The following is a 22,020-nucleotide window of genomic DNA, read 5'->3' as shown; positions in this document are numbered from 1 at the left end:
CGGACGAATCGACCCTGCCCCTGCCGTCCGGAATCCCCGGCCGGCAGGGGCTTTTTCGGCGCCCGTGCGACACCGGCGGCCTGCCACCGCAGCGACCTCGGCGCCGGCTCTCGCGGCTCCTGAGAGCGCTCTCTTGACAAACCACCGGCCCGCCGCTAACGTAAGCATCACACCGTGAGAGCGCTCTCACAGCTTTGAGAGCGGACTCGCATCCACCCATCAGCACGCACACAAGGGAGTGACCGTGAAGCGTTTCCCGCGCAGCACAATCGCAGCAACCGTCGCCGGAGCAGCGACCTTCGCACTTGTCCTGGCGGGCTGTTCCGCCGGCGCCGGCTCGGAGCAGTCCAAGGACGAGAAGGTGAAACTGACCGTCGCCACGTTCAACGAATTCGGCTATGACGACCTGTTCGCCGAGTACGAGAAGGCGAACCCGAACGTCAAGGTAACGCACAAAAAGGCGGCGACCTCCAACGAGGCCCGCGACAACCTCACGACTCGTCTCGCCGCCGGCAGCGGCCTGAGCGATGTCGAGGCCATCGAGGTCGACTGGCTGCCGGAGCTTCTGCAGTACTCGGACAAGTTCGTCACCGTGAGCTCCTCAGAGGTCAAGGGGCGCTGGCTGGACTGGAAGGAGAAGGCCGCGACGGATGCCGACGGCAACCTCATCGCGTACGGCACCGACATCGGGCCGGAGGGCGTCTGTTACCGCTCAGACCTGTTCGCCGCCGCCGGACTGCCGACCGACCGGGCCGAGGTCGCGAAGCTCCTCGGCACCAGCTGGGAGAGCTACTACGCCGCCGGCGAGAAGTTCGCGGCCGCCGGCACGAACGTGCCCTGGTTCGACTCGGCCGGAGCCACCTGGCAGGGCGTCGTCAACCAGATCCCGAACGCCTACGAGGAGAAGGACGGCACCGTCATCGCGACCGAGAACCCGGAGGTGAAGAAGGCGTACACGAGCGTGCTCGACGCCAGCAGCACCCTCTCCGCGCACCTCGGCCAGTGGAGCGACGACTGGACCGCAAGCTTCCAGAACAACGGCTTCGCCACGATGCTCTGCCCGGGCTGGATGCTCGGCGTGATCTCCGGCAACGCCGAAGGCGTCACCGGCTGGGACATTGCCGACACCTTCCCCGGCGGCGGCGGCAACTGGGGCGGCTCGTACCTGACCGTTCCGAAGCAGTCGAAGAACCAGGCCGAGGCTCAGAAGCTCGCCGCTTGGCTGACCGCCCCGGAGCAGCAGCTCAAGGCCTTCGCCTCGAAGGGCACCTTCCCGAGTCAGGTCGACGCTCTCGCGAGTGACGAACTGCTCGGTGCGGTGAACCCGTTCTTCAACAACGCGCCGACCGGTCAGATCCTGGCCAACCGCGCCGCAGCGGTCGACGTGACGCCGTTCAAGGGCGAGTCCTACTTCGCGATCAACGACGCCATGCAGCAGGCGCTCACCCGCGTCGAAGACGGCACGATGACGGCCGACGAGTCGTGGGCGCAGTTCACCACCGACGTCAAGGCACTCGGCTAACCAGCCGACCCCGACGGTCGAGCTTGTCGGTGGTCGAGCGTGTCGCGGTGGTCGAGCGTGTCGAGACCCTGGTCTCGACAAGCTCGACCACCGCAGCTCGACCACCGCAGCTCGACCACCGCAGCTCGACCACCGCAGCTCGACCACCGCAGCTCGACCACCGCAGCTCGACCACCGGGTCTCGACAAGCTCGACCACCGACTTAGCAAGGACTGTTCATGACTACCGCCGCCGCCATCGAGGTGAATGCCCGCAGCATCCGCCGCATCGCCCTCAGCCATAAGCTCAGCCGCTGGGACGTGCGCTTTTCGCCCTACCTCTACATCTCCCCCTTCTTCCTCCTCTTCGGCATCATGGGCCTCTTCCCGCTGCTGTACACCGCGTGGGTGTCGGTGCACGACTGGAACCTCATCGGCGGCCAGGGCGACTTCGTCGGACTGGAGAACTTCGCCACGGTGCTGTCGCAGGGGTACTTCTGGACCTCCCTCCGCAACACCTTCAGCATCTTCCTGCTCTCGAGCATCCCGCAGGTGCTGATGGCGCTCGGCATCGCCGCCGTTCTCGACTTCAACCTGCGCGGCAAGACCTTCTGGCGCATGGGCGTGCTGCTGCCGTACGTCGTGGCTCCGGTCGCGGTCGCGCTCATCTTCAACGACCTCTTCGGCGACAAGTACGGCCTCATCAACAGCGCAATCACAGGCCTCGGGCTCGAACCCATCCGCTGGCACGTCGACGTGATCCCCAGCCACGTCGCCATCGCCACGATGGTGAACTTCCGCTGGACCGGCTACAACGCCCTCATCTTCCTGGCCGCCATGCAGGCCGTCCCGCGCGACTACTACGAGGCCGCGATCATCGACGGCGCCAACCGCCTGCGCACCTTCCGGTCGATCACCCTGCCGCTGCTTCGACCGATCATCATCTTCGTCATCCTGACCTCCACGATCGGCGGGCTGCAGATCTTCGACGAGGCACGCATGTTCGACAATGTCGGCCAGGGCGGGGCCAGCAGGCAATGGCAGACCCTCACCCTGTACATCTACGAACTCGGCTGGAACCAGCGCAACTTCGGCCGGGCGTCCGCCGTGGCCTGGCTGCTCTTCCTGATCATCATCCTCATCGCCGTCCTCAACTTCGTCATCACCCGGCGCATCGCGGGCACCGCAGACCGCAAGCTGCGCGTCCGTGCGAAAGGCATCTCATGAGCAAGACCATCATCGGCGGCCACGACCGCCGCCCCGCACTCTGGGTCTACGGCATCCTCATTGCCGTTCTCCTCGGCTCGGCCTTCCCGATCTGGTGGTCGTTCCTGATCGGCAGCCAGGACGCGTCCGCCCTGAACCAGAACGGCATGATGTGGATCCCCGGGGGTAACTTCATCGCCAACGCGCTGACCGTCATCGACAGCATCCCGTTCTGGACGGCCCTCGGCAACAGCATCATCGTGTCGTCCGCGGTGTCGCTCAGCGTCGTGCTCTTCTCCACCCTGGCCGGCTACGCCTTCGCCAAGCTGAGGTTCCGCGGCCGTGAGGGCCTGCTCATCTTCGTGATCGCCACGATGGCCGTGCCGACTCAGCTGGGAATCGTGCCGCTGTTCATCGTGATGTCCCGGCTCGGCTGGACCGGCAGCCTCTGGGCAGTCATCGCACCCGCCATGGTCACCGCGTTCGGCGTTTTCTGGATGACCCAGTACCTGCGCGACGCTCTTCCGGACGAACTGATCGAGGCCGTGCGGATGGACGGCGCCTCGATGATCCGCAGCTTCTGGCACATCGGCCTCCCGGCCGCGCGCCCGGCCGCCGCCATGCTGGCCCTGTTCACGTTCATCGGCACCTGGACCAACTTCTTCTGGCCGTTCATCGTGCTCGGCCCCGGCAATCCGACCCTCCCGGTGGCGCTCCAGCAGCTGCAGGCCGCCTTCTACGTCGACTACTCGCTCGTGCTCGCCGGCGTGGTCCTGTCGATCATCCCGCTGATCCTGGTTTTCATCCTGCTCGGCAAGCAACTCGTTGCCGGCATCATGCAGGGAGCCGTCAAGGGATGACGCCGTACGCACAACCCCCGATCGTGACCGAGAATATGACTGTGACCAAGAATACAGCTGTGACCACGACGAATGGGCGCTCGTTCCCGCCCACGTTCCTCTTCGGAGCGGCGACGGCCGCCTATCAGATCGAAGGCGCGGCCCATGAAGACGGCCGCACGGACTCGATCTGGGATGCCTTCAGCCGGGTGCCGGGTGCCGTGCTGCGTGGCGAGAACGGCGAGAACGCCTGCGACCACTACCACCGCTATCGCGGCGACGTCGCGCTGATGAAGGACCTCGGCCTGCAGACCTACCGATTCTCCACCTCCTGGTCCCGGGTGCAGCCCGACGGCGGCCCGGTCAACCCCCAGGGCATCGACTTCTATTCCCGTCTGGTCGACGAGTTGCTCGAGGCGAACATCAAGCCCTGGCTGACCCTCTACCACTGGGACCTCCCACAGGCACTCGAGGAGAAGGGCGGCTGGACCAGCCGTGACACGGCGGCCCGGTTCCGGGACTATGCGCTCCATGTGCACGACGCCCTCGGCGACCGCGTGGGCGTGTGGACCACCCTCAACGAGCCGTGGTGCTCCTCCTTCCTGAGCTACACCGGGGGCAACCACGCACCTGGGCGCCAGAGCCCACGAGAGGGCCTCGCCGCGGCGCACCACCTGCTCCTCGGCCACGGTCTCGCCGTCGAGGCGCTCCGCGAGCGCAACTCGGGCCTCGAACTCGGCATCACCCTCAACCTCACGGTCGCCAAACCGGTCGACCCGGCCAGGGCCGGCGATGTGGATGCCGCGCGCCGCATCGACGGGCAGTTCAACCGGGTCTTCCTGGACCCGATCTTCCGCGGCGCCTACCCCGAGGATCTGCTGGCCGACGTCGCCGAGTTCGGACTGACCGACTTCATCGAGGAGGGCGACCTGGCGCAGATCAGCCAGCCTATCGACTCTCTCGGCGTGAACTACTACCACGGCGAGCTCGTCAGCGACCGGCCGGCCGAGCATCCGTTGCACGGCGATGCTCCGACCGACCGCGCCACCAGATCGCCGTTCCCGGCGGCAGAGGGCGTCTTCTTCCACCCGCAGGGCCTGCCGCTCACCGCCATGGAGTGGGAAGTGCAGCCGGACGGGCTGCGTGAACTCCTGGTCCGCGTGAACAGCGAGTACGCCGCCCCGGCCGGCACCAGCCTGTACATCACCGAGAACGGTGCGGCCTTCGACGATGCCGTCGCCCCTGATGGGAGCGTTCCGGATGCTCCGCGCACCGAGTTCCTGAACGCCCATCTGGGCGCCGTCCTCGACGCCATCGACGAGGGCGTCGAGGTGAAGGGCTACTTCTACTGGTCGCTGCTGGACAACTACGAATGGGCCTGGGGCTACGAAAAGCGGTTCGGAATCGTGCGCGTCGACTACGAGACACAGGAACGCACCGTGAAGGACAGCGGCCTCGCCTATGCGGAGATCATCCGTAATCGCGCACTCTCTGCACCGGGCGGGCGTGATGTATTGCGGCAAATAGAATGACGCCATGACATCGATTGTGCGCCCGGCGCGACCCCCGCAGCCCACCCTGGAGATGGTGGCCGAGGTGGCAGGGGTGTCCAGGGCGACGGTGAGCCGGGTGGTCAACGGGTCGACAAAGGTGAGTCCGGAGATCCTCGCCTCGGTCACCACCGCGATCAAGGAGCTCAACTACGTTCCGAACCGGGCGGCGAGGTCGCTCGCCAGCCGGCAGACCCAGGCCGTGGCCCTGGTCGTGCCCGAGGATTTGACCCGGTTCTTCGGCGACCCCTACTTCGCGGCGATCGTGCAGGGCATCACCCGCCGGCTCGAACAGAGCGACTTCACGCTCAACCTGATGGTCGCCTCGAGCGATCCCCGGCACAAGACCCTGCGCTACCTGCGGTCCGGCAACGTCGACGGCGCCCTGATCGTGTCGCACCATGCCGGCGACGAGTTCGTGGCCGAGCTGGAGACCAGCATGCCGGTGGTCTTCGGTGGTCGGCCGTCGAACGCCGACGACCTCGGGGCCTACTTCGTCGACGTCGACAACGAGGCCGGCGCCGTCACCGGCACCCAGCGCCTGATCGACATCGGCCGCCGTCGGATCGGCTCGATTACCGGGCCGATCGACATGCCGGCCGGCATCGACCGTCTGTCGGGATTCGTGCGCACGCTCGAGCGGGTGGAGATGCCGGCGGATGCCGTCGAGCACGCCGACTTCACGGCGTCCGGCGCCGCGGCCGCCACCCGCAGGCTGCTGGGACGCTGCCCCGAGGTCGACGGGATCTTCGTGGCGAGCGACCTGATGGCCACCGGCGCCCTGGACGTGCTGCGCGAATACGGCCGATCGGTTCCCGGAGACGTAGCCATCGTCGGCTATGACGACAGCCCGGCGGCGACAAGCGGGCCGATCCCGCTGACCACCGTGAGCCAGCCCTCCGAGGAGATGGGGTACGCGATGGCGGACATCCTCCTGCGGCTCCTCGCCGGCGACGAAAAGGTGCCGCACCGCACCATCATGCCGACCCGTCTGGTGCTGCGCGACTCCGCCTGACCTCGCCGCGCCCGTTTCGGCCGGCCGCTACCGTCGGGCGGGGTCTCGACAGGCTCGACCACCGGTGATCGAGCTTGTCGAGATCAGGTCACGCACGCCCAGACGCCGTGATCAGCTAGCTCAGCTGTGGCATGACCTCGCGGGCGATGAAGTCGAGGTGGTCGAGGTCGGTCAGGTCCATGATCTGCAGGTAGGCGCATTCGATGCCTTCGGCGGCGAGCCCGGCGAGGGTGTCGTCGTAGCTGGCGCCCTGTTGTGGTTCGGTGAAGATGCGGAGTCTCATGGTTCAAGTGTTTCAGGTCTCGGCAGGCCAGGTCTCGGCAGGCCAGGTCTCGGCAGGCCAGGTCTCGGCAGGCTCGACCACCGGTGATCGAGCCTGTCGAGATCAGGCGGCGGCGACCGTCGGGCCGAGGAACTCCCCCTCGGGCAGCGGCGCGAACCGGCCGGTGTTGAACGGCGGGTCGAGGTAGATCAGCGTGAACGCCTCGTCCGGCAGCACGGGCAGGATCTCAAGGTTGTCGGCGTGGATGACGCGGCTGGGAGAGGACTGGGACCACGCGGTTGGCATTCCCTCATGGTGTCAGGCGGCCTAGCCTATTGAAATGACTACTGACTCAGCGACCACCGGGCCGACGCCGGATTCGGCGCAGACGACTGCCGCGACCACGAGTGCCGCGTTGCCCGTCTTCCGGCACGAGCCGGCCCTCTCCCGCTACACGCTCCGAATCGGGGAGGAAACGGTGGGCCTCGCCGACTACGAGACCGAGGGGTCCCGCGTGTTGTTCACGCATGTCGAGATCGACCCTGCGCATCGCGGCGAGGGCCTGGCCGGCACGCTCGTCGAGCAGGCCCTCGACGACGTGCGCACCCGCACCGAGCTCACCGTCGTCCCGGTCTGCCCCTACGTCGTCACCTGGATCGACAACCACGCCGAATACCAGGACCTGCTGACCCGCGGCCGCTAGCCCGCCCGCGACCAGGTTCCGCCCGCGAGAGTGACCTGCCGGGCGAGCGGGAGAGCTACGGGACGCGCCCGATCCAGTCCGCGGTGCCGAACTTGCTCTCCACGAGCGCCTCGGCCTTGGCGTACTCGTCCTCGGTGACATCGCCTGAGACCGCGCCGTAGAGCCCGGTGAAGGTCTGCTTCATCCGCTCGATGATCTCGGCCCGGCTGAGTCCGGTCTGGCTGCGCAACGGGTCGACGCGCTTGGCCGCGCTGGTGATCCCCTTGTCGCTGAGCTTCTCCCGGCCGATGCGCAGCACCTGCACCATCTTCTCGCCGTCCATGTCGTAGCTCATGGTGACGTGGTGGAGCACGGCGCCGCTCCCGAGGCGCTTCTGGGCGGCCCCGCCGATCTTGCCCTTCGGGCTGGTGATGTCGTTGAGCGGCTGGTAATAGGCGTCGATTCCGAGCGACTTGAGCGCTGTGAGCACCCACTCGTCGAGGTAGGCGTAGGAGTCGGCGAAGGTCATTCCCTGCACCAGGTCGGTGGGCGCGTAGATCGAGTAGGTGATGACCGAGCCGGCCTCCATGAACATGGCGCCGCCACCGCTGATCCGCCGCACCACGGTGAAGCCGTGCTTCTCCGCGTTGACCGGGTCAACCTCGTTCTTGAGCGACTGGAAGCTGCCGATCACCACGGCCGGTTCGTTCCACTCCCAGATGCGCAGGGTCGGGCTGCGGCGACCCTCGCCGACCTCGATCGCGAGCACCTCGTCGAGCGCCATCTGCATCACCGGCGGAACGGGACGCGGCGAGTGGATGAGCTGCCACTCGTAGTCGCGCCAGCTGCTGGCCCTGGCAAGGGAACGGCGAATCGCGACGGCCACTGCCTCCGGGGAGAACCCGAGCAGGGTGGCCTCGGCCGGCAGCGCTCCCCGCACAGCGGCGGCGATGCTCACCGCGTCGCTGTCGGCAGACAGCCCGTTCACGGCGGCGTTGATGTCGCCGAGCGCGCTGTCGGGCTCGAGGAAGAAATCACCGGCCAGGCGGAAGTCGGCGATCGCGTTGTCGACGACGTCGAGATCGACGACGACGAGCTTGCCGCCTGGAACCTTGTATTCACCGTGCATGACGCAAGCCTAATCGGCGCGCGGCTGGTCGCCGCGCGGCGGAAACCGCTCGTCCAGCCAGGCGATCAGGTCGGAGACGACCTGTTCCCGGTTGGTCTCGTTGAAGACCTCGTGCCTCGCCCCCGGATAGACGATCAGACGGATGTCCCGCAGCCCCGACCGCTCCGAGTATGCCTTCGAGAGCATGCGAGCGCTCCGCTCTCCGCCGACGGTGTCATCGCTGCCCACCAGTATCAGCAATGGCAGCCTCGGCGGCAGGCGCCGGGCCGGGCGTCCGAAGAGCCGGGCCGCGTCCCGGATTCCGAAGAGCTTCGCCAGCGGCACGGACGTGGTCAGCGGGTCGGCGACGAACGCGGCGGCGACGGCCGGGTCCCGGCTGAGCCACTCGACGCCCGTCGTGCCCAGGTTCTTGTGCCTGCGGTTCAGGTCGCCGCCGTCGAGGTAACCCGGCATCCGGTAGGCGGTGCCGCTGAGCACCACCGCGTCGTAGTCGTCCGGGTAGCGGTTGAGGATCATCTGCGCCATGAAGGAACCCCAGCTGTGGCCCAGCAGCACGACCGGAACGCCCGGCCGTTCGGCGCGGATGATCCCGCTGAGCTGGTGCACGGCGGCGACGGCGGCCCGCAGCCCACCCTCGCCGAGTCGGCCGAGCCGGGACAGCTCGCCGCGGTGCTGGTGCACCCCGGTCTGGCCGTGGCCGCGGTGGTCGTCGGCGTAGACGGTGTACCCGGCGGCGTTGAGGTGGCGGACGAGCTCCTCGTAGCGGTGCGCGTGTTCGCCCACGCCGTGGACGAGTTGCACGGCCGCACGCGGGTCAGGCACAGCCCAGACGTAATAGGTGATCGAGACGCCGTAGTCATCCGTGTAGGTGGGCACGGGGCCAGTCTGTCAGGTCGACCCGGGCCGAACCGAAACCCACCAGGAATCGTTGACCGGAACCGCCCGAAGGGAATACTTAGCGTTGCTAAGTGGTTATGGTTGGTATCTATGGAATCTGCAACGGCATCCGCTTCGACCGTCTCCGGCTCGACCTCCGGATCGACCACCGGATCGACCTCCGGCTCGGCTCCCGGTCGCCGTATGACCGTTGCCGAGTTGAGCCATGATTTCCGGCTGGCGAACGGGCGACTGGCCCGGCGCCTGCGCCAGGAGAAGGCGGACAACGAGCTGAGCGGCAGCCAGTTCTCCGCGCTCGGCACCCTCTTCTTCTACGGCCCGTTCACCCTTCGCGAACTCAGCGAGCACGAGAAGGTGACGCCGCCGTCGATGAACCGCACCGTGAACGCACTGGTCCAGGCGGGGCTGGTGAACCGAACAGCATCGGCAGACGACGGCCGCAAGGTCGTGCTCACCGTCACCGAGACCGGGCGCACCATGATGCGCGACACCCGGAAGCGCCGGGATGCCTGGCTGGCCCAGCGCATCGTCACCTTCAGCCCCGAGCAGCGCCGGGTACTCGCCGAAGCCATCGTGATCATGAAGGAGCTCACCGACAGTTGAGTGCAATGTTCCGCTCCCTGAGCGTCCCGAACTATCGCATCTGGTTCGCAGGCGCCCTGGTGTCGAACATCGGAACCTGGATGCAGCGCACCGCCCAGGACTGGATCGTGCTCACCGACCTGACCGACCATAACGCCACCGCCGTGGGCGTCGTGATGGCGCTGCAGTTCGGGCCGCAGCTCCTGCTCATGCCGTGGACCGGTCTCATTGCCGACAGGTACAACCGGCGACGGCTGTTGATGGTGACCCAGGGCCTGATGGGCCTGCTCGGCCTCGGGCTCGGCCTGATCACGGTCACGGGCGTGGCCCAGCTCTGGCAGGTCTACCTGTTCGCCCTCGGCCTCGGGATCGTCGCCGCGATCGACGCCCCGGCGCGGCAGACCTTCGTCTCCGAACTCGTCTCCGACGACAAACTCTCCAACGCGGTGGCACTCAATTCCGCGTCGTTCAACGGCGCCCGCCTGATCGGCCCCGCCGCCGCGGGTGTGCTCACCGTCGCCATCGGCGCCGGGTGGGTCTTCATCATCAACGCGGTCACCTTCGGCGCGACCGTTCTCGCGATGGCCATGCTGCGCACGAAGGAGTTGCGGACGCAGCCGCGGGCGTCGCGCAAGCGGGGCCAGCTGATGGCCGGCCTCCGCTACGTGTCACATCGGCCGGACATCGTGGCCGTCCTGGTCACGGTCTTCCTGGTCGGCACCTTCGGCTTCAACTTCGCCATCTTCACCGCAACGATGGCCACGGTCGAGTTCGGGATGGGCGCGAGCGAATTCGGCTTCCTCAGCTCGATCATGGCCGTCGGGTCGGTCGCGGGCGCGCTGCTGTCCGCCAGGCGCAGCCGCCCGCGCCTGCGCCTGGTGGTCGCCGGGTCCGCGGTGTTCGGACTGTCCTGCGCCCTGGCCGCGGTGATGCCGAACTACGCCACCTTCGCGGTCTCGCTGGCGCTGGTCGGCTTCGCGTCGCTGACCCTGATGACCACGGCCAACGCCTACGTGCAGACCACGACCCGGCCGGCCATGCGCGGCCGGGTGATGGCGCTGTACATGGCCATCTTCGCCGGCGGCACCCCGCTCGGGGCTCCCCTGGTGGGCTGGGTGGCCGATCGGTACGGTCCGCGCTGGGCGCTGGGCGTCGCCGCGCTCTCCGGAATCCTGGCCGCCGGGTCCGTGCTCTTCTGGATGATCAGGTACCGGAGCCTGCGCCTGCGCTACCGGCCCGGCCGCACGCCCCGGCTGCTGCTGCGCCACGACGGCGACGGCCGCGACCTGGTGGCCGGCACGCCGGAGACCGCCACCCGCGAGATCGCGATCGTCGAGGCAACGGCCGGCCGTTAGGCATCCGTCAGCGCGGCGACATCCGTCAGCGCACGCCGCCCATCAGGCGCAGGATGGGCCGCGAGATCAGTGCGAGCAACAGGCCGAGCGCGATGGCGACGCCGCCGATCACACTGAAGTACAGCGTTTCCGCCACCGTCGTGTACCACTCGGCCAGCCAGCCCGAGACGGCGGTGCCGAGCGCGACGGACAGGAAGAACAGCGCCACCATCTGGGTCTTGAAGGGCTCGGGGGCCAGCTTCGTGGTGATCGACAGTCCGACCGGGCCGATCAGGAGCTCCGCCACCGTGAGCACGAGCAGGATGCCGACCATCGCCGCCATCGGCGTCGAGTTCGCGCCGCCGCCGGCGAAGGGCAGGAACAGCAGGAAGGCGACGCCCATCACCGCGGTCCCGATCGCGAACTTGACCGGCGTCGACGGCTGGCGGGAACCCCACCGGGTCCACAGGGCCGCGAATGCGCCGGACAGCAGGATGATGAAGATCGGGTTGAACGACTGCACCCAGGAGACCGGCAGCGCCCACCCGAACAGGTCGCGGTCGAGTCGCTCGTCGGCGTAGATGGTGACCACGGTGAACTGCTGCTGTGACAGCGACCAGAACGCGGCGCTGGCGATGAACAGCGGGATGAACGCATACACCCGTTTGCGTTCGACGGCGGTGATCCGGCGGTTGCGCAGGATGACGACGAAGTAACTGATCGTCGCGATCACGGTTAGGCCGATCACGATGGTGACCAGGCTGGTCGGCGTGATGACACCCACCATCACGAGCAGCACGATCGCGGCGACGACGGCCAGGGCCGCGGCGAGGTAGGGCATCACGCGTTCGGCTGGAAGCGGGTTGGGCACGTGGTGCACGATCTCGGGCAGGCGCTTGCGCCCGAAGGAATACTGCACCAGACCGATCGCCATTCCCACGGCCGCGAGGCCGAAGCCGAAGTGGAAGCCGAGAGTGGACTGCAGCAGCCCGGTCAGGATCGGCCCGAAGAAGGCCCCGAGGTTGATGCCGAGGTAGAACAGGGAGAAGCCCGCGTCGAGCCGCGGATCGTCACGGCGGTACAGCGCGCCGACGACGGAGGTGGCGTTGGCCTTGAGGCCACCGCTGCCGAGCGCGATCAGGATCAGCCCGACCGTGACCCCGGCCACCCCGGGGATGAGCGCGAGCGCGAGGTGGCCCACCGCGATGACGATGGCGCTGAAGAACAGCACACGCTCCGAGCCGACCAGGCGGTCCGCGATCCAGGCGCCCAGGATGGTCGACAGGTACACCCCGCCGCCGTACGCGCCGACGATCCCGGCCGCCGTCGCCTGCGGGATTCCCAGGCCGCCCCTGGTCGCCGAGTAGTACAAGTACAGCAGCAGGATGCCCTGCATCCCGTAGAAGGAGAACCTCTCCCACATCTCCACCCCGAAGATGTTGGAGAGTGCACGCGGCTGCCCCAGAAAGCTGCTGTCCTCATGGGTGGGGGTTCGTTCCGCGACCGTGCTCATTGCTTGACCTTACCGCGCGCCCCCCATTCCGGGGGCATCGGCCAGGGTCCGGCCGCACACGATACGATCGGGAAAGCAGCACTGCTTCTGCCGGAGGGGCCGGATTGGACATACACTCACTCACGTCGCTCATCAGCGAGGTGCTGTCCGTGGTCGGCCTGGTGTTCGGCGTGGCCCTCTATCTTGCGGGGGCATTCGTACGCGGGATCAAGGGCCGGTGGATCCTCGTCGACGGGGTGATTGCCTCGTCCGGCCAGGGCACCGTCATCCGTTGGTTCGACCAGGACGGCGAGGTGCACGAGTGCCCCGCGACCACCGAGGAGACCCACCGGCTTGCGCCCGGGCAGGATGTCCCGCTCTGGTTCAATTCCAGAACACCATCGCACTGCCGCACCCACTCGCCAGAGACGGAGGGCAGGGGGTTGCGGCTGACCGGCCTCATCCTGCTGGGCACCGGAATTGCCGCGGCCGTGCTCGGCTTCGTGCTGATGTTCGTCTGATTCCCCGAGCGGATCATTCGATCTGCGGGCGCCGGCCTCGGCCATCCGGGCCACCTGGTGCCGCATCACGTCGGTCAACCCGAATGCCTCGTGCACAAGCACCAGGCCCGGCCACGGGCCGCTCCCCGCCCGCACGCCCCCCCGCCTGTTCACCGCGGAGACAGGCCGACGCCCCTGCCCGGCCACCTCCGGTTCCTAGCGTGGACGGGTGGGCGGCGCACCGCCGCCCCGGCACCGGCTCCACCAGGGGGACCCCGCAATGCGCTCAATCCTTTTTTCAACCGCCGTCACGGTCGCACTCTCCGCGGCACTGGTCACGGCCACGCCGGCCATGGCCGCCGAACCTCGCCACGACGACGGCCACGACGACGACCGACGCTCTTCCTTCGACCTGCAGGCCCACCGCGGTGGCCGTGGCGAGTGGACAGAGGAGTCGACGGCCGCGTTCGCCCGATCCCTCGAGGTCGGCGTGTCGACCCTCGAGCTGGACACCCACCTGACCCGGGACGACCAGGTCGTCGTCTGGCACGACGACATCATGACGGCCGCCAAGTGCGCGGACACCGCGCCTGTTTTCGCCGGCGACCCGGCGTTCCCCTATGCGGGCGACCGCGTGCGCGACCTCACCCTCGCCCAGATCCGCACGATGGACTGCGGTTTCCAGCAGCTTCCCGGCTTCCCCACCCAGACCGCAATCGCGGGAAACCGGATAGCGCTGCTCCAAGACGTCTTCGGACTGGTCGACGACTACGACGCCGAAAGGGTTCGCCTCAACGTCGAAACCAAGGTTGAGGTGGCCGGCCCCGACGGCGCCGACGAGATGGCGGCCCTGACCCGGGCGGTCGTCGGCGAGATCGAGGGGTCCGGCCTGGCCGAGCGCACCACCGTGCAGAGCTTCGACTGGGCATCCCTGAACCTCACCCGGGAGATCGCGCCCGATCTTGCCCTGGTCGCCCTGTCGAGCGGGGACGACTGGCTGGGCGTCGGCGCCCCCGGCGTGAGCCCGAATCTCGGGGGGATCGACATCGACACATTCCACGGGTCCCTCGCGCAGGCCGCCGCCGCCCAGGGCTACGACGTCATCTCGCCGAGCTTCGCTTCGGCCACCCCGGCGATGATCGCGGAGGCGCATTCCCTCGGCCTCCCGGTCATCCCGTGGACCGTCAACGAGCCGGCCGACGTCACCACCCTGATGGACGAGGGCGTCGACGGCATCATCACCGACTACCCCACCCGGGTGCGGCAGATCATGGCAGACCGGGGCCTCACGCTGCCCAGCCCGTACACCCGGTAGACGGATGCCGGCGGCGGCATGGACTCGGTCCCGGCCGAGGGGTTGGACCGGCCCGGCCTCTCCGTGTACTGTGGTCAGACCACACCCGTCGCCGGCCCCGGCGCGGCTGCCGCCCCAATGCCGAGGAGGACCCTGTGCCAGGCACCGACCGCCGCGCGTGGGAAGTCGTGCTCGAAAGCATCGAAGCCGACCTCTTGTCCGGCCGCCTGTCCCCCGGAGACCACCTTCCCGCCGAGCGCGCCCTCGCCGCCGGTCTCGGGGTCGGGCGGTCCAGCGTGCGCGAGGCGCTTCGCGTGCTCGAGGTGCTCGGGTTGATCCGCACGGCGGCGGGGTCCGGCCCCTCGGCGGGCGCGATCATCGTCGCGCTGCCGGGCGGCGGGATGTCGGCCCTGATGCGGCTGCAGGTCGCGGCGCAGGGGTTCCCGGTCGCGGACGTCGTGAAGACGCGACTCATCCTGGAGGCCGCGGTGGTGGCCGAGCTGGCCGGGGCAGCCGGGGCAGCCGGCCTCGCCGGGTCGGCCCAGCTGCTCGACGCGATGGACGCCCCCGGCCTGACCGAGGCCGAGTTCCTCGCACTCGACACCCAGTTCCACCTCTCGCTGGCCACCGCCTCGGGAAACCAGGTGATCACTGCCACGATGGCCGGGCTCCGGAGCGCCATCGAGGGATATGCGCGGGCCGGGGCGCTCGGCCTGGCCTCCTGGTCGGAGACTTCCGCCCGCCTCAGGGGCGAACACCGGGGCATCGTCGCCGCCATCGACGCGGCCGAACCCGAGTTGGCCCGCGCGCGGGTCGTCGCCCACATCGAGGGCTACTACGCCGAAACCCACGACCACCCGCTTCACGCCTGGCCGCCTGCGCTGGGACCCACCTGACCCCCCACCGAACGGATACCCACTCATGGTTCAACGACGAATCCCGAAGATCGCAGACTTGGCCCCGCTGATGAAGTTCAAGGCGCCGGAGCTGAACGCGAGGAAGCGGCGGCTCGAGGCCGCGCTGACCATCCACGACCTGCGTGCGATCGCGAAGCGCCGCACGCCGAAGGCCGCGTTCGACTACACCGAGGGCGCGGCGGAGTCGGAGATCTCACTCGCCCGGGCTCGCCAGGCCTTCGAGGACATCGAGTTCCACCCGGCGATCCTCCGCGACGTGTCGGCGGTCTCCACGGGCTGGGACGTGCTCGGCGCCCCCGTTGCCCTGCCGTTCGGGATCGCGCCGACCGGTTTCACCCGGATGATGCAGACCGAGGGCGAGACCGCCGGGGCCCACGCGGCTGCGAAGGCCGGCATCCCCTTCTCGCTCTCCACCATGGGCACCACGTCGATCGAAGACGTCAGGGCGGCGAACCCGACCGGGCGCAACTGGTTCCAGCTCTACATGTGGAAGGACCGCGACCGGTCGATGGCACTCGTCGACCGGGCCGCGACGGCCGGCTTCGACACCCTCCTGGTGACCGTGGACGTGCCCATCGCGGGTGCCAGGCTCCGCGACAAGCGCAACGGGTTCTCCATCCCACCCGCCCTGACGGTGGGCACGGTGCTGAACGCGCTGCCGCGGCCGGAGTGGTGGATCAACTTCCTCACCACCGAGCCGCTCGCCTTCGCCTCCCTCGACCGGTGGAGCGGCACGGTCGGCGACCTCCTCGACACCATGTTCGACCCGACCGTCACGTTCGAGGACCTGGCCTGGATCAAGGCGCAATGGCCGGGCAAGATCGTGGTCAAGGGCGTGCAGACCGTGGCGGATGCGACCCGGCTCGCCGAACTCGGCGTGGACGGCATCATCCTCTCCAACCACGGCGGCCGACAGCTCGACCGGGCCCCGATCCCGTTCCACCTCCTGCCGCAGGTCGTCCGTGAGGTCGGCGGCGAGCTGGAGGTGCACCTCGACACGGGCATCATGAGCGGCGCGGACATCGTCGCCGCCGTGGCCCTCGGCGCCAGGTTCACCCTGGTCGGCCGCGCCTACCTCTACGGCCTGATGGCCGGCGGCGAGGCCGGCGTCGACCGCGCCATCGAGATCCTCAGCGGCCAGATCACCCGCACCATGCGCCTGCTCGGCGTGAAAACCCTCGAGGAGCTCGAACCGGGCCACGTCACCCAGCTCGCCCGGCTCACGCCGATCGCGCGGCCGGCCGGCATCCCCGCCACCCGCTGACCGGCGCCCGGAGCCGCCCGGATCCGCCGCCGCAGCCGCCCGGATCCGCCGCCGCAGCCGCACCTTCCACCCGTCGTCCTCCGCCGAGATCTACCCTTCCGGTCGAAACCGACCGGCACATCGGTCAACCTCGACCGGAAAGGGCGATCTCGGCGGAGTAGAGCCTGTGTCGCGGCGAAGCTAGGGTTCCGGGCGCGGGGTCGTGGCGACGAGATGACGCGCCAATGTCCCGGCGATCTCGGCGAGCTCCACCTGGCCTTGCGCCACCGAGATCACGAAGTCGAAGGCCTCGTCCGTGGGCATGACCACCCGAAAGCCATTGAGTCGCAGGAATGCAAGGGTAAGTATCCAGGACAACCGCTTGCTGCCGTCGAACAACGGATGATTCTGGGCGAGCGAGGACATCAATGCCGCAGCCTTAAGTTCCAGGCTTACATACGCATCCTCACCGAACACGCTCGCCGACGGGCGGGAGAGCGCGGAAAAGAGGAGTCCCTTGTCGCGCACTCGCAGTCCAAGGTGGGCTACCACGGCGAGGGCCTGTTCCGGTTCCATGTAGTCGACCACGAATGCCATCGAAACAGGCGCCTACGCGTCTTCCAGCCGGGTGAGCAGGGCTGCGTACTCCGTGGCTATCTCATCGACGCTCGCGAGCACTCGCTCCGTCCTGGACTCCTGCCGCATGAAACGATCTGCCGCCTCGATGAGCAGGGCGTGCTTCGAGGTGTGGCGCTGACGGGCCAGGGCCTCCAGCGCGGAGTCAATTTCTGGGGGGAGTCTGACGTTCATGGCCAAGCCGCGATGGTACCACCGTGGTACCACGGTGCGAAAGCGCCCGAATGCCCAGCTGAGGGCGCCCGACTCCGAACCCAGCTAGGCGGCGGCGAAATCCTCGAGCACAGCGGCGAGCCGGGCGACGGCCCAGTCGATGTCCTCTTCCGAGACCACGATCGGCGGGGCCAGTCGCACGGTCGATCCGTGGGTGTCCTTGGCGAGCACACCCCGCTCAAGCAGGGCCTCGCAGACGGCACGGCCAGAGGCCAGGGACGGGTCGATGTCGATCCCGGCCCAGAGTCCGGCGCCGCGCACTGCGACGACGCCGTGGCCGACGAGGCCCAGCAGGCCGGCGTGCAGTCGGGCACCGAGAACGCGCGCACGCTCCTGGTACTCGCCGGTGGCGAGCAACTCGACCACGGCGAGCCCGACGGCCGCGGCGAGCGGGTTGCCGCCGAAGGTGGAGCCGTGTTCGCCCGGGCGGAGCACGCCGAGGACATCCTTGTTGCCGACCACGGCGGACACCGGGACGATGCCGCCGCCGAGCGCCTTGCCGAGCAGGTAGAGGTCGGGCACGACCCCGACCAGGTCGCAGGCGAACGTGGCACCGGTGCGGCCGAGGCCGGACTGGATCTCGTCGGCGATGAACAAGACGTTGTGACGCGTCGTGATCTCGCGCACGGCGGGGAGGTAGTCCGCGGGCGGCACGACTATTCCGGCCTCGCCCTGGATCGGCTCGAGCAGCACGGCGACCGTGTTCGCGTCGATCACGGCCTCGAGCGCCGCAGCATCCCCGTAGGGAACCGTGCGGAACCCGGGCGTGAACGGGCCGAAGTCCTTGCGGGCGGACTCGTCGTCGGAGAAGCTGATGATCGTGGTGGTGCGGCCGTGGAAGTTCTCGCCGGCGACGACGATGTTGGCGAGGCCCGCCGCGACGCCCTTCACCCGGTAGCCCCAGGCCCTGGCCACCTTGATGGCTGACTCGACCGCTTCGGCGCCGGTGTTCATCGGCAGGACCATGTCCTTTCCGGCTAGCTTCGCGAGCGCGGCGACGAACGGGCCGAGCTGGTCGTTGTGGAAGGCTCGGCTGGTGAGGGTGATCCGGCCGAGCTGGGCGCGCGCGGCCTCGAGAAGCACCGGGTTGGAGTGCCCGAAGTTGACCGCGGAGTACGCCGCCAGGCAGTCGAGGTAGCGCTTGCCGTCGACATCCGTCACCCAGGCGCCGTCGCCGGACGCGACGACGACGGGCAGCGGATGATAGTTGTGCGCCGCGTGCTCGTTCTCGAGGGCGATGTAGTCGCCCTGGCCGAGCTTGCGGCCGGCCCGCACGTCGGTCATCGGCGCAGCTCCAGCGTGCAGCACTTCACGCCGCCGCCGCCGAGCAGCAGCTCGGACAGGTCGACGCCGATCGGGTTGTAGCCGCGCTCGCGCAGCTGGCGTTCGAAGTCCTTCGCCCGGGCCGCAATGACCACGTTGTAGCCGTCGGAGTAGGAGTTGAGGCCGAGGATGGCGGCGTCTTCCTCGGTGACGATGATGGCATCCGGGTAGCGCTCGCGCAGGATGGCCAGGCTGGGCTCGTCGAACGCGCTCGGAAGATAGGCGATGTCGCCGGTCCCTGAGCCTGCGCCGGTCCCTGAGCCTGCGCCGGTCCCTGAGCCTGTCGAAGGGTCGAGCACGGCGATGGCCGTGTCAAGGTGGTAGAAGTTCGGGTTGACCAGGTTGAGGGTGATCACCGGACGGCCGTAGAGCGCCGACACCTCCTCGTGGCTGTTCGAGGCACTGCGGAAGCCCGTGCCGGCCAGGATGACGTCGCCGACCAGCAGGAAGTCGCCCTCGCCCTCGTTGATCTCCTGGGGCACGCGCACGTCGAAGCCGTTGTCGCGGAACCAGTCCATGTAGGCCGGTCCCTCCGGCTGGCGCTGCGAGTAGGTGAAGGCAGCGCCGTAGGCGATGTTGTCGATGACGAAGCCGCCGTTGGCCGCGTAGACCATGTCGGGCAGGCCGTCGATCGGGTCGATCAGGTGCACGTCGAAGCCGAGGCCGACGTACGTGTCGTGCAGGGTCTGCCACTGGGCAACGGCCAGCGAGGTGTCGGTGGGCACGGCCGGGTCCATCCAGGGGTTGATCCGGTAGACCACGGTGAAATAGCTGGGCTTGCACATCAGGATGGTGCGCTTGAGCGCTGTGCGCACGGGTGCCTCTGGCGAGACGAGCGCGTCGAGATTGGTCGACATTGGGGCTCCTTCGTCTGCGTTCCGCCACGGCGGGCGAAACGGAACGCGGGGGTGGATGGCGGACCAGGTCACTCACGAGAGCCCTGCCCGGCTGAAACCGAACACCATGCAGGGACGCCGGTCCCAGTCTCACACAGCATGAATCGGTATTTCCTGCTAATTCACGCTCGATTCCTGCGCGCTCGTCGGTCGCAGCGCACGGATCGGCGGGCACGGGGCCGTGCCGGGCAGCGGCTGGATCGGGGCCAGCCCCGATACGGATGCCCGCAGCGGCCACCGGCAGGCGCGGAACACCGCGCAGGTATCCAGTGATTCCCGCTGTTGGGCGCAAATTTGCTGCGCCGAAACCCCCGCAAGCGCAACGATTTCACCTAGACTCGCGGAATGGACAACCTCGACCGCGGCATTCTCGACCTGCTTCGCCAGAATGCCCGCGCCGGCTACGGCGACATCGGCTCGGTTGTCGGCCTGTCGGCGTCGGCCGTGAAACGGCGGGTCGACAAGCTCGTGGCGGACGGCATCATCCGTGGCTTCACGATCCAGGTCGATCCATCCATCGACGGCATGAGCACGGAGGCCTACGTCGAGCTGTTCTGCCGGGGCACGGTCGCCCCCGAAGAGTTGCTGCGCATCCTCTCGGGCGTGCCAGAGGTGGTCGACGCCGGCACGGTGACCGGCAGCGCCGACGCGATCGTGCATATCAGGGCGCGCGACATCTCGGGACTGGAGGCCGCCCTCGAGAAGGTGCGGCTGGCTCCGAACGTGGACCACACCCGCAGCGCGATCGTGCTCTCCCGCCTGATCCACCGCGCCGCCGAGTAGCCCCGCCCCGCCCGCGAGAGTGGGAACTGGGGCGGTCGGCTAGACGAGCGGGACCGGGCGCCGGGTGGCCGGGGCAAGGAACCGGATCAGGCTGACCGCGGCGATCGACCCGGCGCAGAGGATGCCGGCGAGCACCACGATCTGGAACCGGCCGGCCTCGAGCGGGCTCGCCCCGCCGAAGATCGCGCCGACGAAGGCCCCGGGCAGCGTGACCAGCCCGGTGGTCTTCGTCTGGTCGGTCGACGGGATCATCGCGAAGTACACGGCCCGGCGGGCGAGTTCCCTCGTCGACTGGCGGGGAGTGGCCCCGAGCGCGAGCCAGCCCTCGACCTCGTCCCAGTGCTCGGTGACGGCCTCCCCGAACCGGCGGCCGGAGAGCGTGGCGATCGACATGGCATTGCCGATGACGATCCCGCCGAAGGAGAGCACATACCGCGGGGAGAACTCGATCGCACCCACGAAGAAGACCACGCCGAGGGTGACCAGGATTCCGAGGCCCATCGACACGGCAACCCACCCGAAATGCCGCCGGGTGGCGCCGATCCGGCGGTTGACCGTGCTCACCGCAGCGACGAACATCACGGTGAGTCCGACGCCGACCCAGAACGGGTCGGAGATGATCCCGCTGAGGATCAGGCTGATCGCCGCGAGCTGCAGGGCGCCGCGCAGCACGGCGAGGGCCGGGGCGAACGGGTGCGGCACCCGGTAGGCCTTGAGAACCAGGGAGACGACGGCGATGAGCAGCAGGATGCCCACGAGGCTCGGCAGGAGCCCCGCCAGTTGGGCGGGCAGGTCGCTGGGCCAGGTCACCCTCAGAGCCTACCGACCGACGCGGCTCGCCTCCCGCGCCACACGCCACGCCGTGCCCGCGCCGCCCAGCGTCCCCGCGGTCTGGTCAGGCCGACGGCGAGGCCCGTGCCGCCCAGTTCGAGCACGGTCGTGAATTTCATGACTCGAGTATGCCCGCCGCCAGGGCCGCCGGCCACCCTTGCATCCCGGCGCACCGGCGACTACCGTGGATTGCTTGGTACATAGTTCGCACAAAGGAGTCCTCGTGCCCGTGATCCTGACGCTTGATCCGCACTCGCCGACGCCGCCGTTCGAGCAGCTGCGCATTCAGGTGATCGAGGGCGTGCGCAGCGGGACGCTCTCCCCCGGCGACAAGCTGCCGACCGTGCGCCGTCTCGCCGAGGACGTCGGCCTGGCCGCGAACACGGTCGCCCGGGCCTACCGCGAACTCGAGCGCGACGAGGTGATCGAGACGCGGGGCCGGCTCGGCTCCTTCATCGCCGCGACCGGGGATGCCACGCACAAGCAGGCGCAGCTGGCCGCGATCACGTATGCCGAGCGGGTGCGGGCGCTCGGGCTGGACGACGCCGACGCGCTCGGGATCGTGGCGGCGGCGCTGGGCGTCCGCCCGTAGCATCATTCGCAGGTGACGGACGAGCGCTGCGGACGGCGCATCCGTCCGCAACGGAACGGACCGCTACCGGTACGACGCCGCGAGTCGCCGGAAGCCCTCGTCGAGGGTCACCTCCGGCACCCAGTCGAGGTCGGCGCGGGTGCGGCGCTGGTCGAACCAGTGCGCGGTCGAGAGCTGCTCGGCCAGGAACCGGGTCATCGGCGGTTCGTCCGCGCCGGGCCGCACCCGCCAGGCCGCCTCGATCAGCGATCCGGCGCCGCGGGCGAGCGCCGCGGGCACCCGCCACGCCGGGGCCGGCACCCCG

General features: G+C 68.8%; 23 protein-coding genes and 2 pseudogenes. 14 read left to right on the top strand and 11 right to left on the bottom strand.

Going from position 1 to position 22,020, the window contains the following annotated elements:
* Positions 1-238 precede the first annotated feature (238 nt).
* The 5 genes from E3T48_RS02755 (at position 239) to E3T48_RS02735 (ending at position 6,110) form a co-directional block, all read left to right on the top strand.
* Positions 239-1,522 carry an ABC transporter substrate-binding protein gene (locus tag E3T48_RS02755; RefSeq protein WP_198417606.1) on the top strand — a complete coding sequence of 428 codons (1,284 nt, stop codon included), beginning with the start codon at positions 239-241 and terminating at the stop codon, positions 1,520-1,522.
* 218 nt (positions 1,523-1,740) lie between these two features.
* Positions 1,741-2,727 carry a carbohydrate ABC transporter permease gene (locus E3T48_RS02750; protein ID WP_134522337.1) on the top strand — a complete coding sequence of 329 codons (987 nt, stop codon included), beginning with the start codon at positions 1,741-1,743 and terminating at the stop codon, positions 2,725-2,727.
* Positions 2,724-3,566 (top strand): carbohydrate ABC transporter permease, encoded by an 843-nt coding sequence (locus tag E3T48_RS02745; protein ID WP_134522336.1) that lies wholly within the window; start codon positions 2,724-2,726, stop codon positions 3,564-3,566. The genes E3T48_RS02750 and E3T48_RS02745 overlap by 4 nt, the downstream gene beginning before the upstream one ends.
* 35 nt (positions 3,567-3,601) lie before the next feature.
* A complete protein-coding gene (locus E3T48_RS02740; protein ID WP_134522344.1) occupies positions 3,602-5,077 on the top strand; it encodes a GH1 family beta-glucosidase in 1,476 nt (491 codons plus the stop codon).
* A 4-nt stretch (positions 5,078-5,081) separates the two neighbouring features.
* Positions 5,082-6,110 (top strand): LacI family DNA-binding transcriptional regulator, encoded by a 1,029-nt coding sequence (locus tag E3T48_RS02735; protein ID WP_134522335.1) that lies wholly within the window; start codon positions 5,082-5,084, stop codon positions 6,108-6,110.
* Between the two features lie 115 nt (positions 6,111-6,225).
* On the opposite strand, the gene E3T48_RS16605 is transcribed toward E3T48_RS02735, so the two are convergent.
* The gene (locus tag E3T48_RS16605) at positions 6,226-6,393 is read right to left on the bottom strand and encodes a hypothetical protein (protein WP_166789606.1); all 168 of its coding nucleotides are present in this window, start codon (positions 6,391-6,393) and stop codon (positions 6,226-6,228) included.
* 156 nt (positions 6,394-6,549) lie between these two features.
* A pseudogene (locus tag E3T48_RS02730) lies at positions 6,550-6,678 on the bottom strand (site-specific DNA-methyltransferase); the annotation flags it as partial.
* A gap of 34 nt (positions 6,679-6,712) precedes the next feature.
* Between E3T48_RS02730 and E3T48_RS02725 the strand changes: the two are divergent.
* The gene (locus tag E3T48_RS02725; RefSeq protein ID WP_134522334.1) at positions 6,713-7,075 is read left to right on the top strand and encodes a GNAT family N-acetyltransferase; all 363 of its coding nucleotides are present in this window, start codon (positions 6,713-6,715) and stop codon (positions 7,073-7,075) included.
* A gap of 55 nt (positions 7,076-7,130) precedes the next feature.
* Here the strand turns inward: E3T48_RS02725 and E3T48_RS02720 are convergent, their stop codons facing one another.
* Positions 7,131-8,183: a lipoate-protein ligase LplAB gene (locus E3T48_RS02720; protein WP_134522333.1), complete on the bottom strand. Its 1,053-nt coding sequence runs from the start codon at positions 8,181-8,183 to the stop codon at positions 7,131-7,133.
* Between the two features lie 9 nt (positions 8,184-8,192).
* Positions 8,193-9,059, bottom strand: coding sequence for an alpha/beta fold hydrolase (locus E3T48_RS02715; protein WP_134522332.1), 867 nt, complete (start codon positions 9,057-9,059; stop codon positions 8,193-8,195).
* 111 nt (positions 9,060-9,170) lie between these two features.
* Here E3T48_RS02715 and E3T48_RS02710 point away from each other — a divergent pair, with 111 nt between their 5' ends.
* On the top strand, positions 9,171-9,683 hold the full coding sequence (locus tag E3T48_RS02710; RefSeq protein WP_134522331.1) for a MarR family winged helix-turn-helix transcriptional regulator: 513 nt from the start codon (positions 9,171-9,173) through the stop codon (positions 9,681-9,683).
* 5 nt (positions 9,684-9,688) lie between these two features.
* Complete coding sequence (locus tag E3T48_RS02705) at positions 9,689-11,017, top strand: MFS transporter (RefSeq protein ID WP_198417609.1); 1,329 nt, start codon at positions 9,689-9,691, stop codon at positions 11,015-11,017.
* A gap of 25 nt (positions 11,018-11,042) precedes the next feature.
* Here E3T48_RS02705 and E3T48_RS02700 read toward each other — a convergent pair whose 3' ends face one another.
* A complete protein-coding gene (locus E3T48_RS02700) occupies positions 11,043-12,509 on the bottom strand; it encodes a peptide MFS transporter (protein ID WP_134522329.1) in 1,467 nt (488 codons plus the stop codon).
* Positions 12,510-12,613: 104 nt separating this feature from the next.
* Between E3T48_RS02700 and E3T48_RS02695 the strand changes: the two genes are divergently transcribed.
* The 4 genes from E3T48_RS02695 to E3T48_RS02675 all read left to right on the top strand — a co-directional run bounded on the left by E3T48_RS02695 (position 12,614) and on the right by E3T48_RS02675 (position 16,463).
* A complete protein-coding gene (locus E3T48_RS02695; protein WP_134522328.1) occupies positions 12,614-13,009 on the top strand; it encodes a DUF3592 domain-containing protein in 396 nt (131 codons plus the stop codon).
* A 259-nt stretch (positions 13,010-13,268) separates the two neighbouring features.
* Entirely contained in the window at positions 13,269-14,303 is a 1,035-nt protein-coding gene (locus E3T48_RS02685; RefSeq protein ID WP_134522327.1) for a glycerophosphodiester phosphodiesterase family protein, read from the top strand.
* 134 nt (positions 14,304-14,437) lie between these two features.
* Positions 14,438-15,178 carry a FadR/GntR family transcriptional regulator gene (locus E3T48_RS02680; RefSeq protein ID WP_134522326.1) on the top strand — a complete coding sequence of 247 codons (741 nt, stop codon included), beginning with the start codon at positions 14,438-14,440 and terminating at the stop codon, positions 15,176-15,178.
* Positions 15,179-15,203: 25 nt separating this feature from the next.
* Positions 15,204-16,463: an alpha-hydroxy acid oxidase gene (locus E3T48_RS02675; RefSeq protein ID WP_134522325.1), complete on the top strand. Its 1,260-nt coding sequence runs from the start codon at positions 15,204-15,206 to the stop codon at positions 16,461-16,463.
* A 180-nt stretch (positions 16,464-16,643) separates the two neighbouring features.
* Here E3T48_RS02675 and E3T48_RS02670 read toward each other — a convergent pair whose 3' ends face one another.
* From E3T48_RS02670 to ddaH, 4 genes are all read right to left on the bottom strand, one after another.
* A complete protein-coding gene (locus tag E3T48_RS02670; RefSeq protein ID WP_134522324.1) occupies positions 16,644-17,039 on the bottom strand; it encodes a type II toxin-antitoxin system death-on-curing family toxin in 396 nt (131 codons plus the stop codon).
* A gap of 12 nt (positions 17,040-17,051) precedes the next feature.
* Positions 17,052-17,252, bottom strand: coding sequence for a hypothetical protein (locus E3T48_RS02665; protein WP_134522323.1), 201 nt, complete (start codon positions 17,250-17,252; stop codon positions 17,052-17,054).
* Between the two features lie 84 nt (positions 17,253-17,336).
* On the bottom strand, positions 17,337-18,575 hold the full coding sequence (rocD, locus tag E3T48_RS02660) for an ornithine--oxo-acid transaminase (protein ID WP_134522322.1): 1,239 nt from the start codon (positions 18,573-18,575) through the stop codon (positions 17,337-17,339).
* On the bottom strand, positions 18,572-19,471 hold the full coding sequence (gene ddaH / locus E3T48_RS02655; protein ID WP_134522321.1) for a dimethylargininase: 900 nt from the start codon (positions 19,469-19,471) through the stop codon (positions 18,572-18,574). The genes rocD and ddaH overlap by 4 nt, the downstream gene beginning before the upstream one ends.
* A gap of 384 nt (positions 19,472-19,855) precedes the next feature.
* On the opposite strand from ddaH, the gene E3T48_RS02650 reads away from it, so the two are divergent.
* Entirely contained in the window at positions 19,856-20,293 is a 438-nt protein-coding gene (locus E3T48_RS02650; protein ID WP_134522320.1) for an Lrp/AsnC family transcriptional regulator, read from the top strand.
* Between the two features lie 39 nt (positions 20,294-20,332).
* Here the strand turns inward: E3T48_RS02650 and E3T48_RS02645 are convergent, their stop codons facing one another.
* Positions 20,333-21,103 carry an ABC transporter permease gene (locus E3T48_RS02645; protein WP_241986577.1) on the bottom strand — a complete coding sequence of 257 codons (771 nt, stop codon included), beginning with the start codon at positions 21,101-21,103 and terminating at the stop codon, positions 20,333-20,335.
* 244 nt (positions 21,104-21,347) lie between these two features.
* Between E3T48_RS02645 and E3T48_RS02640 the strand changes: the two genes are divergently transcribed.
* On the top strand, positions 21,348-21,716 hold the full coding sequence (locus E3T48_RS02640; RefSeq protein ID WP_338145215.1) for a GntR family transcriptional regulator: 369 nt from the start codon (positions 21,348-21,350) through the stop codon (positions 21,714-21,716).
* Positions 21,717-21,779: 63 nt separating this feature from the next.
* On the opposite strand, the pseudogene E3T48_RS02635 reads toward E3T48_RS02640, so the two are convergent.
* Positions 21,780-22,020, bottom strand: a pseudogene (locus E3T48_RS02635) (NAD-dependent epimerase/dehydratase family protein); the annotation flags it as partial.

Source organism: Cryobacterium fucosi, from assembly GCF_004403515.1.
GTDB classification, from domain to species: Bacteria; Actinomycetota; Actinomycetes; order Actinomycetales; family Microbacteriaceae; genus Cryobacterium; species Cryobacterium fucosi.
The sequence above is the reverse complement of the archived record's forward strand: the minus strand, read 5'-3'. Positions and strand labels throughout refer to the sequence as shown.

Excerpts from the sequence above, each read along its gene's own strand:
- rocD (WP_134522322.1), bottom strand. The coding sequence starts at position 18,575 with ATGACCGACGTGCGGGCCGGCCGCAAGCTCGGCCAGGGCGACTACATC.
- E3T48_RS02700 (WP_134522329.1), bottom strand. The coding sequence starts at position 12,509 with ATGAGCACGGTCGCGGAACGAACCCCCACCCATGAGGACAGCAGCTTT.
- E3T48_RS02750 (WP_134522337.1), top strand. The coding sequence starts at position 1,741 with ATGACTACCGCCGCCGCCATCGAGGTGAATGCCCGCAGCATCCGCCGC.
- E3T48_RS02670 (WP_134522324.1), bottom strand. The coding sequence starts at position 17,039 with ATGGCATTCGTGGTCGACTACATGGAACCGGAACAGGCCCTCGCCGTG.
- E3T48_RS02705 (WP_198417609.1), top strand. The coding sequence starts at position 9,689 with ATGTTCCGCTCCCTGAGCGTCCCGAACTATCGCATCTGGTTCGCAGGC.
- E3T48_RS02710 (WP_134522331.1), top strand. The coding sequence starts at position 9,171 with ATGGAATCTGCAACGGCATCCGCTTCGACCGTCTCCGGCTCGACCTCC.
- E3T48_RS02685 (WP_134522327.1), top strand. The coding sequence starts at position 13,269 with ATGCGCTCAATCCTTTTTTCAACCGCCGTCACGGTCGCACTCTCCGCG.
- E3T48_RS02650 (WP_134522320.1), top strand. The coding sequence starts at position 19,856 with ATGGACAACCTCGACCGCGGCATTCTCGACCTGCTTCGCCAGAATGCC.
- E3T48_RS16605 (WP_166789606.1), bottom strand. The coding sequence starts at position 6,393 with ATGAGACTCCGCATCTTCACCGAACCACAACAGGGCGCCAGCTACGAC.
- ddaH (WP_134522321.1), bottom strand. The coding sequence starts at position 19,471 with ATGTCGACCAATCTCGACGCGCTCGTCTCGCCAGAGGCACCCGTGCGC.
- E3T48_RS02725 (WP_134522334.1), top strand. The coding sequence starts at position 6,713 with ATGACTACTGACTCAGCGACCACCGGGCCGACGCCGGATTCGGCGCAG.
- E3T48_RS02740 (WP_134522344.1), top strand. The coding sequence starts at position 3,602 with ATGACTGTGACCAAGAATACAGCTGTGACCACGACGAATGGGCGCTCG.
- E3T48_RS02745 (WP_134522336.1), top strand. The coding sequence starts at position 2,724 with ATGAGCAAGACCATCATCGGCGGCCACGACCGCCGCCCCGCACTCTGG.
- E3T48_RS02665 (WP_134522323.1), bottom strand. The coding sequence starts at position 17,252 with ATGAACGTCAGACTCCCCCCAGAAATTGACTCCGCGCTGGAGGCCCTG.
- E3T48_RS02720 (WP_134522333.1), bottom strand. The coding sequence starts at position 8,183 with ATGCACGGTGAATACAAGGTTCCAGGCGGCAAGCTCGTCGTCGTCGAT.
- E3T48_RS02675 (WP_134522325.1), top strand. The coding sequence starts at position 15,204 with ATGGTTCAACGACGAATCCCGAAGATCGCAGACTTGGCCCCGCTGATG.
- E3T48_RS02735 (WP_134522335.1), top strand. The coding sequence starts at position 5,082 with ATGACATCGATTGTGCGCCCGGCGCGACCCCCGCAGCCCACCCTGGAG.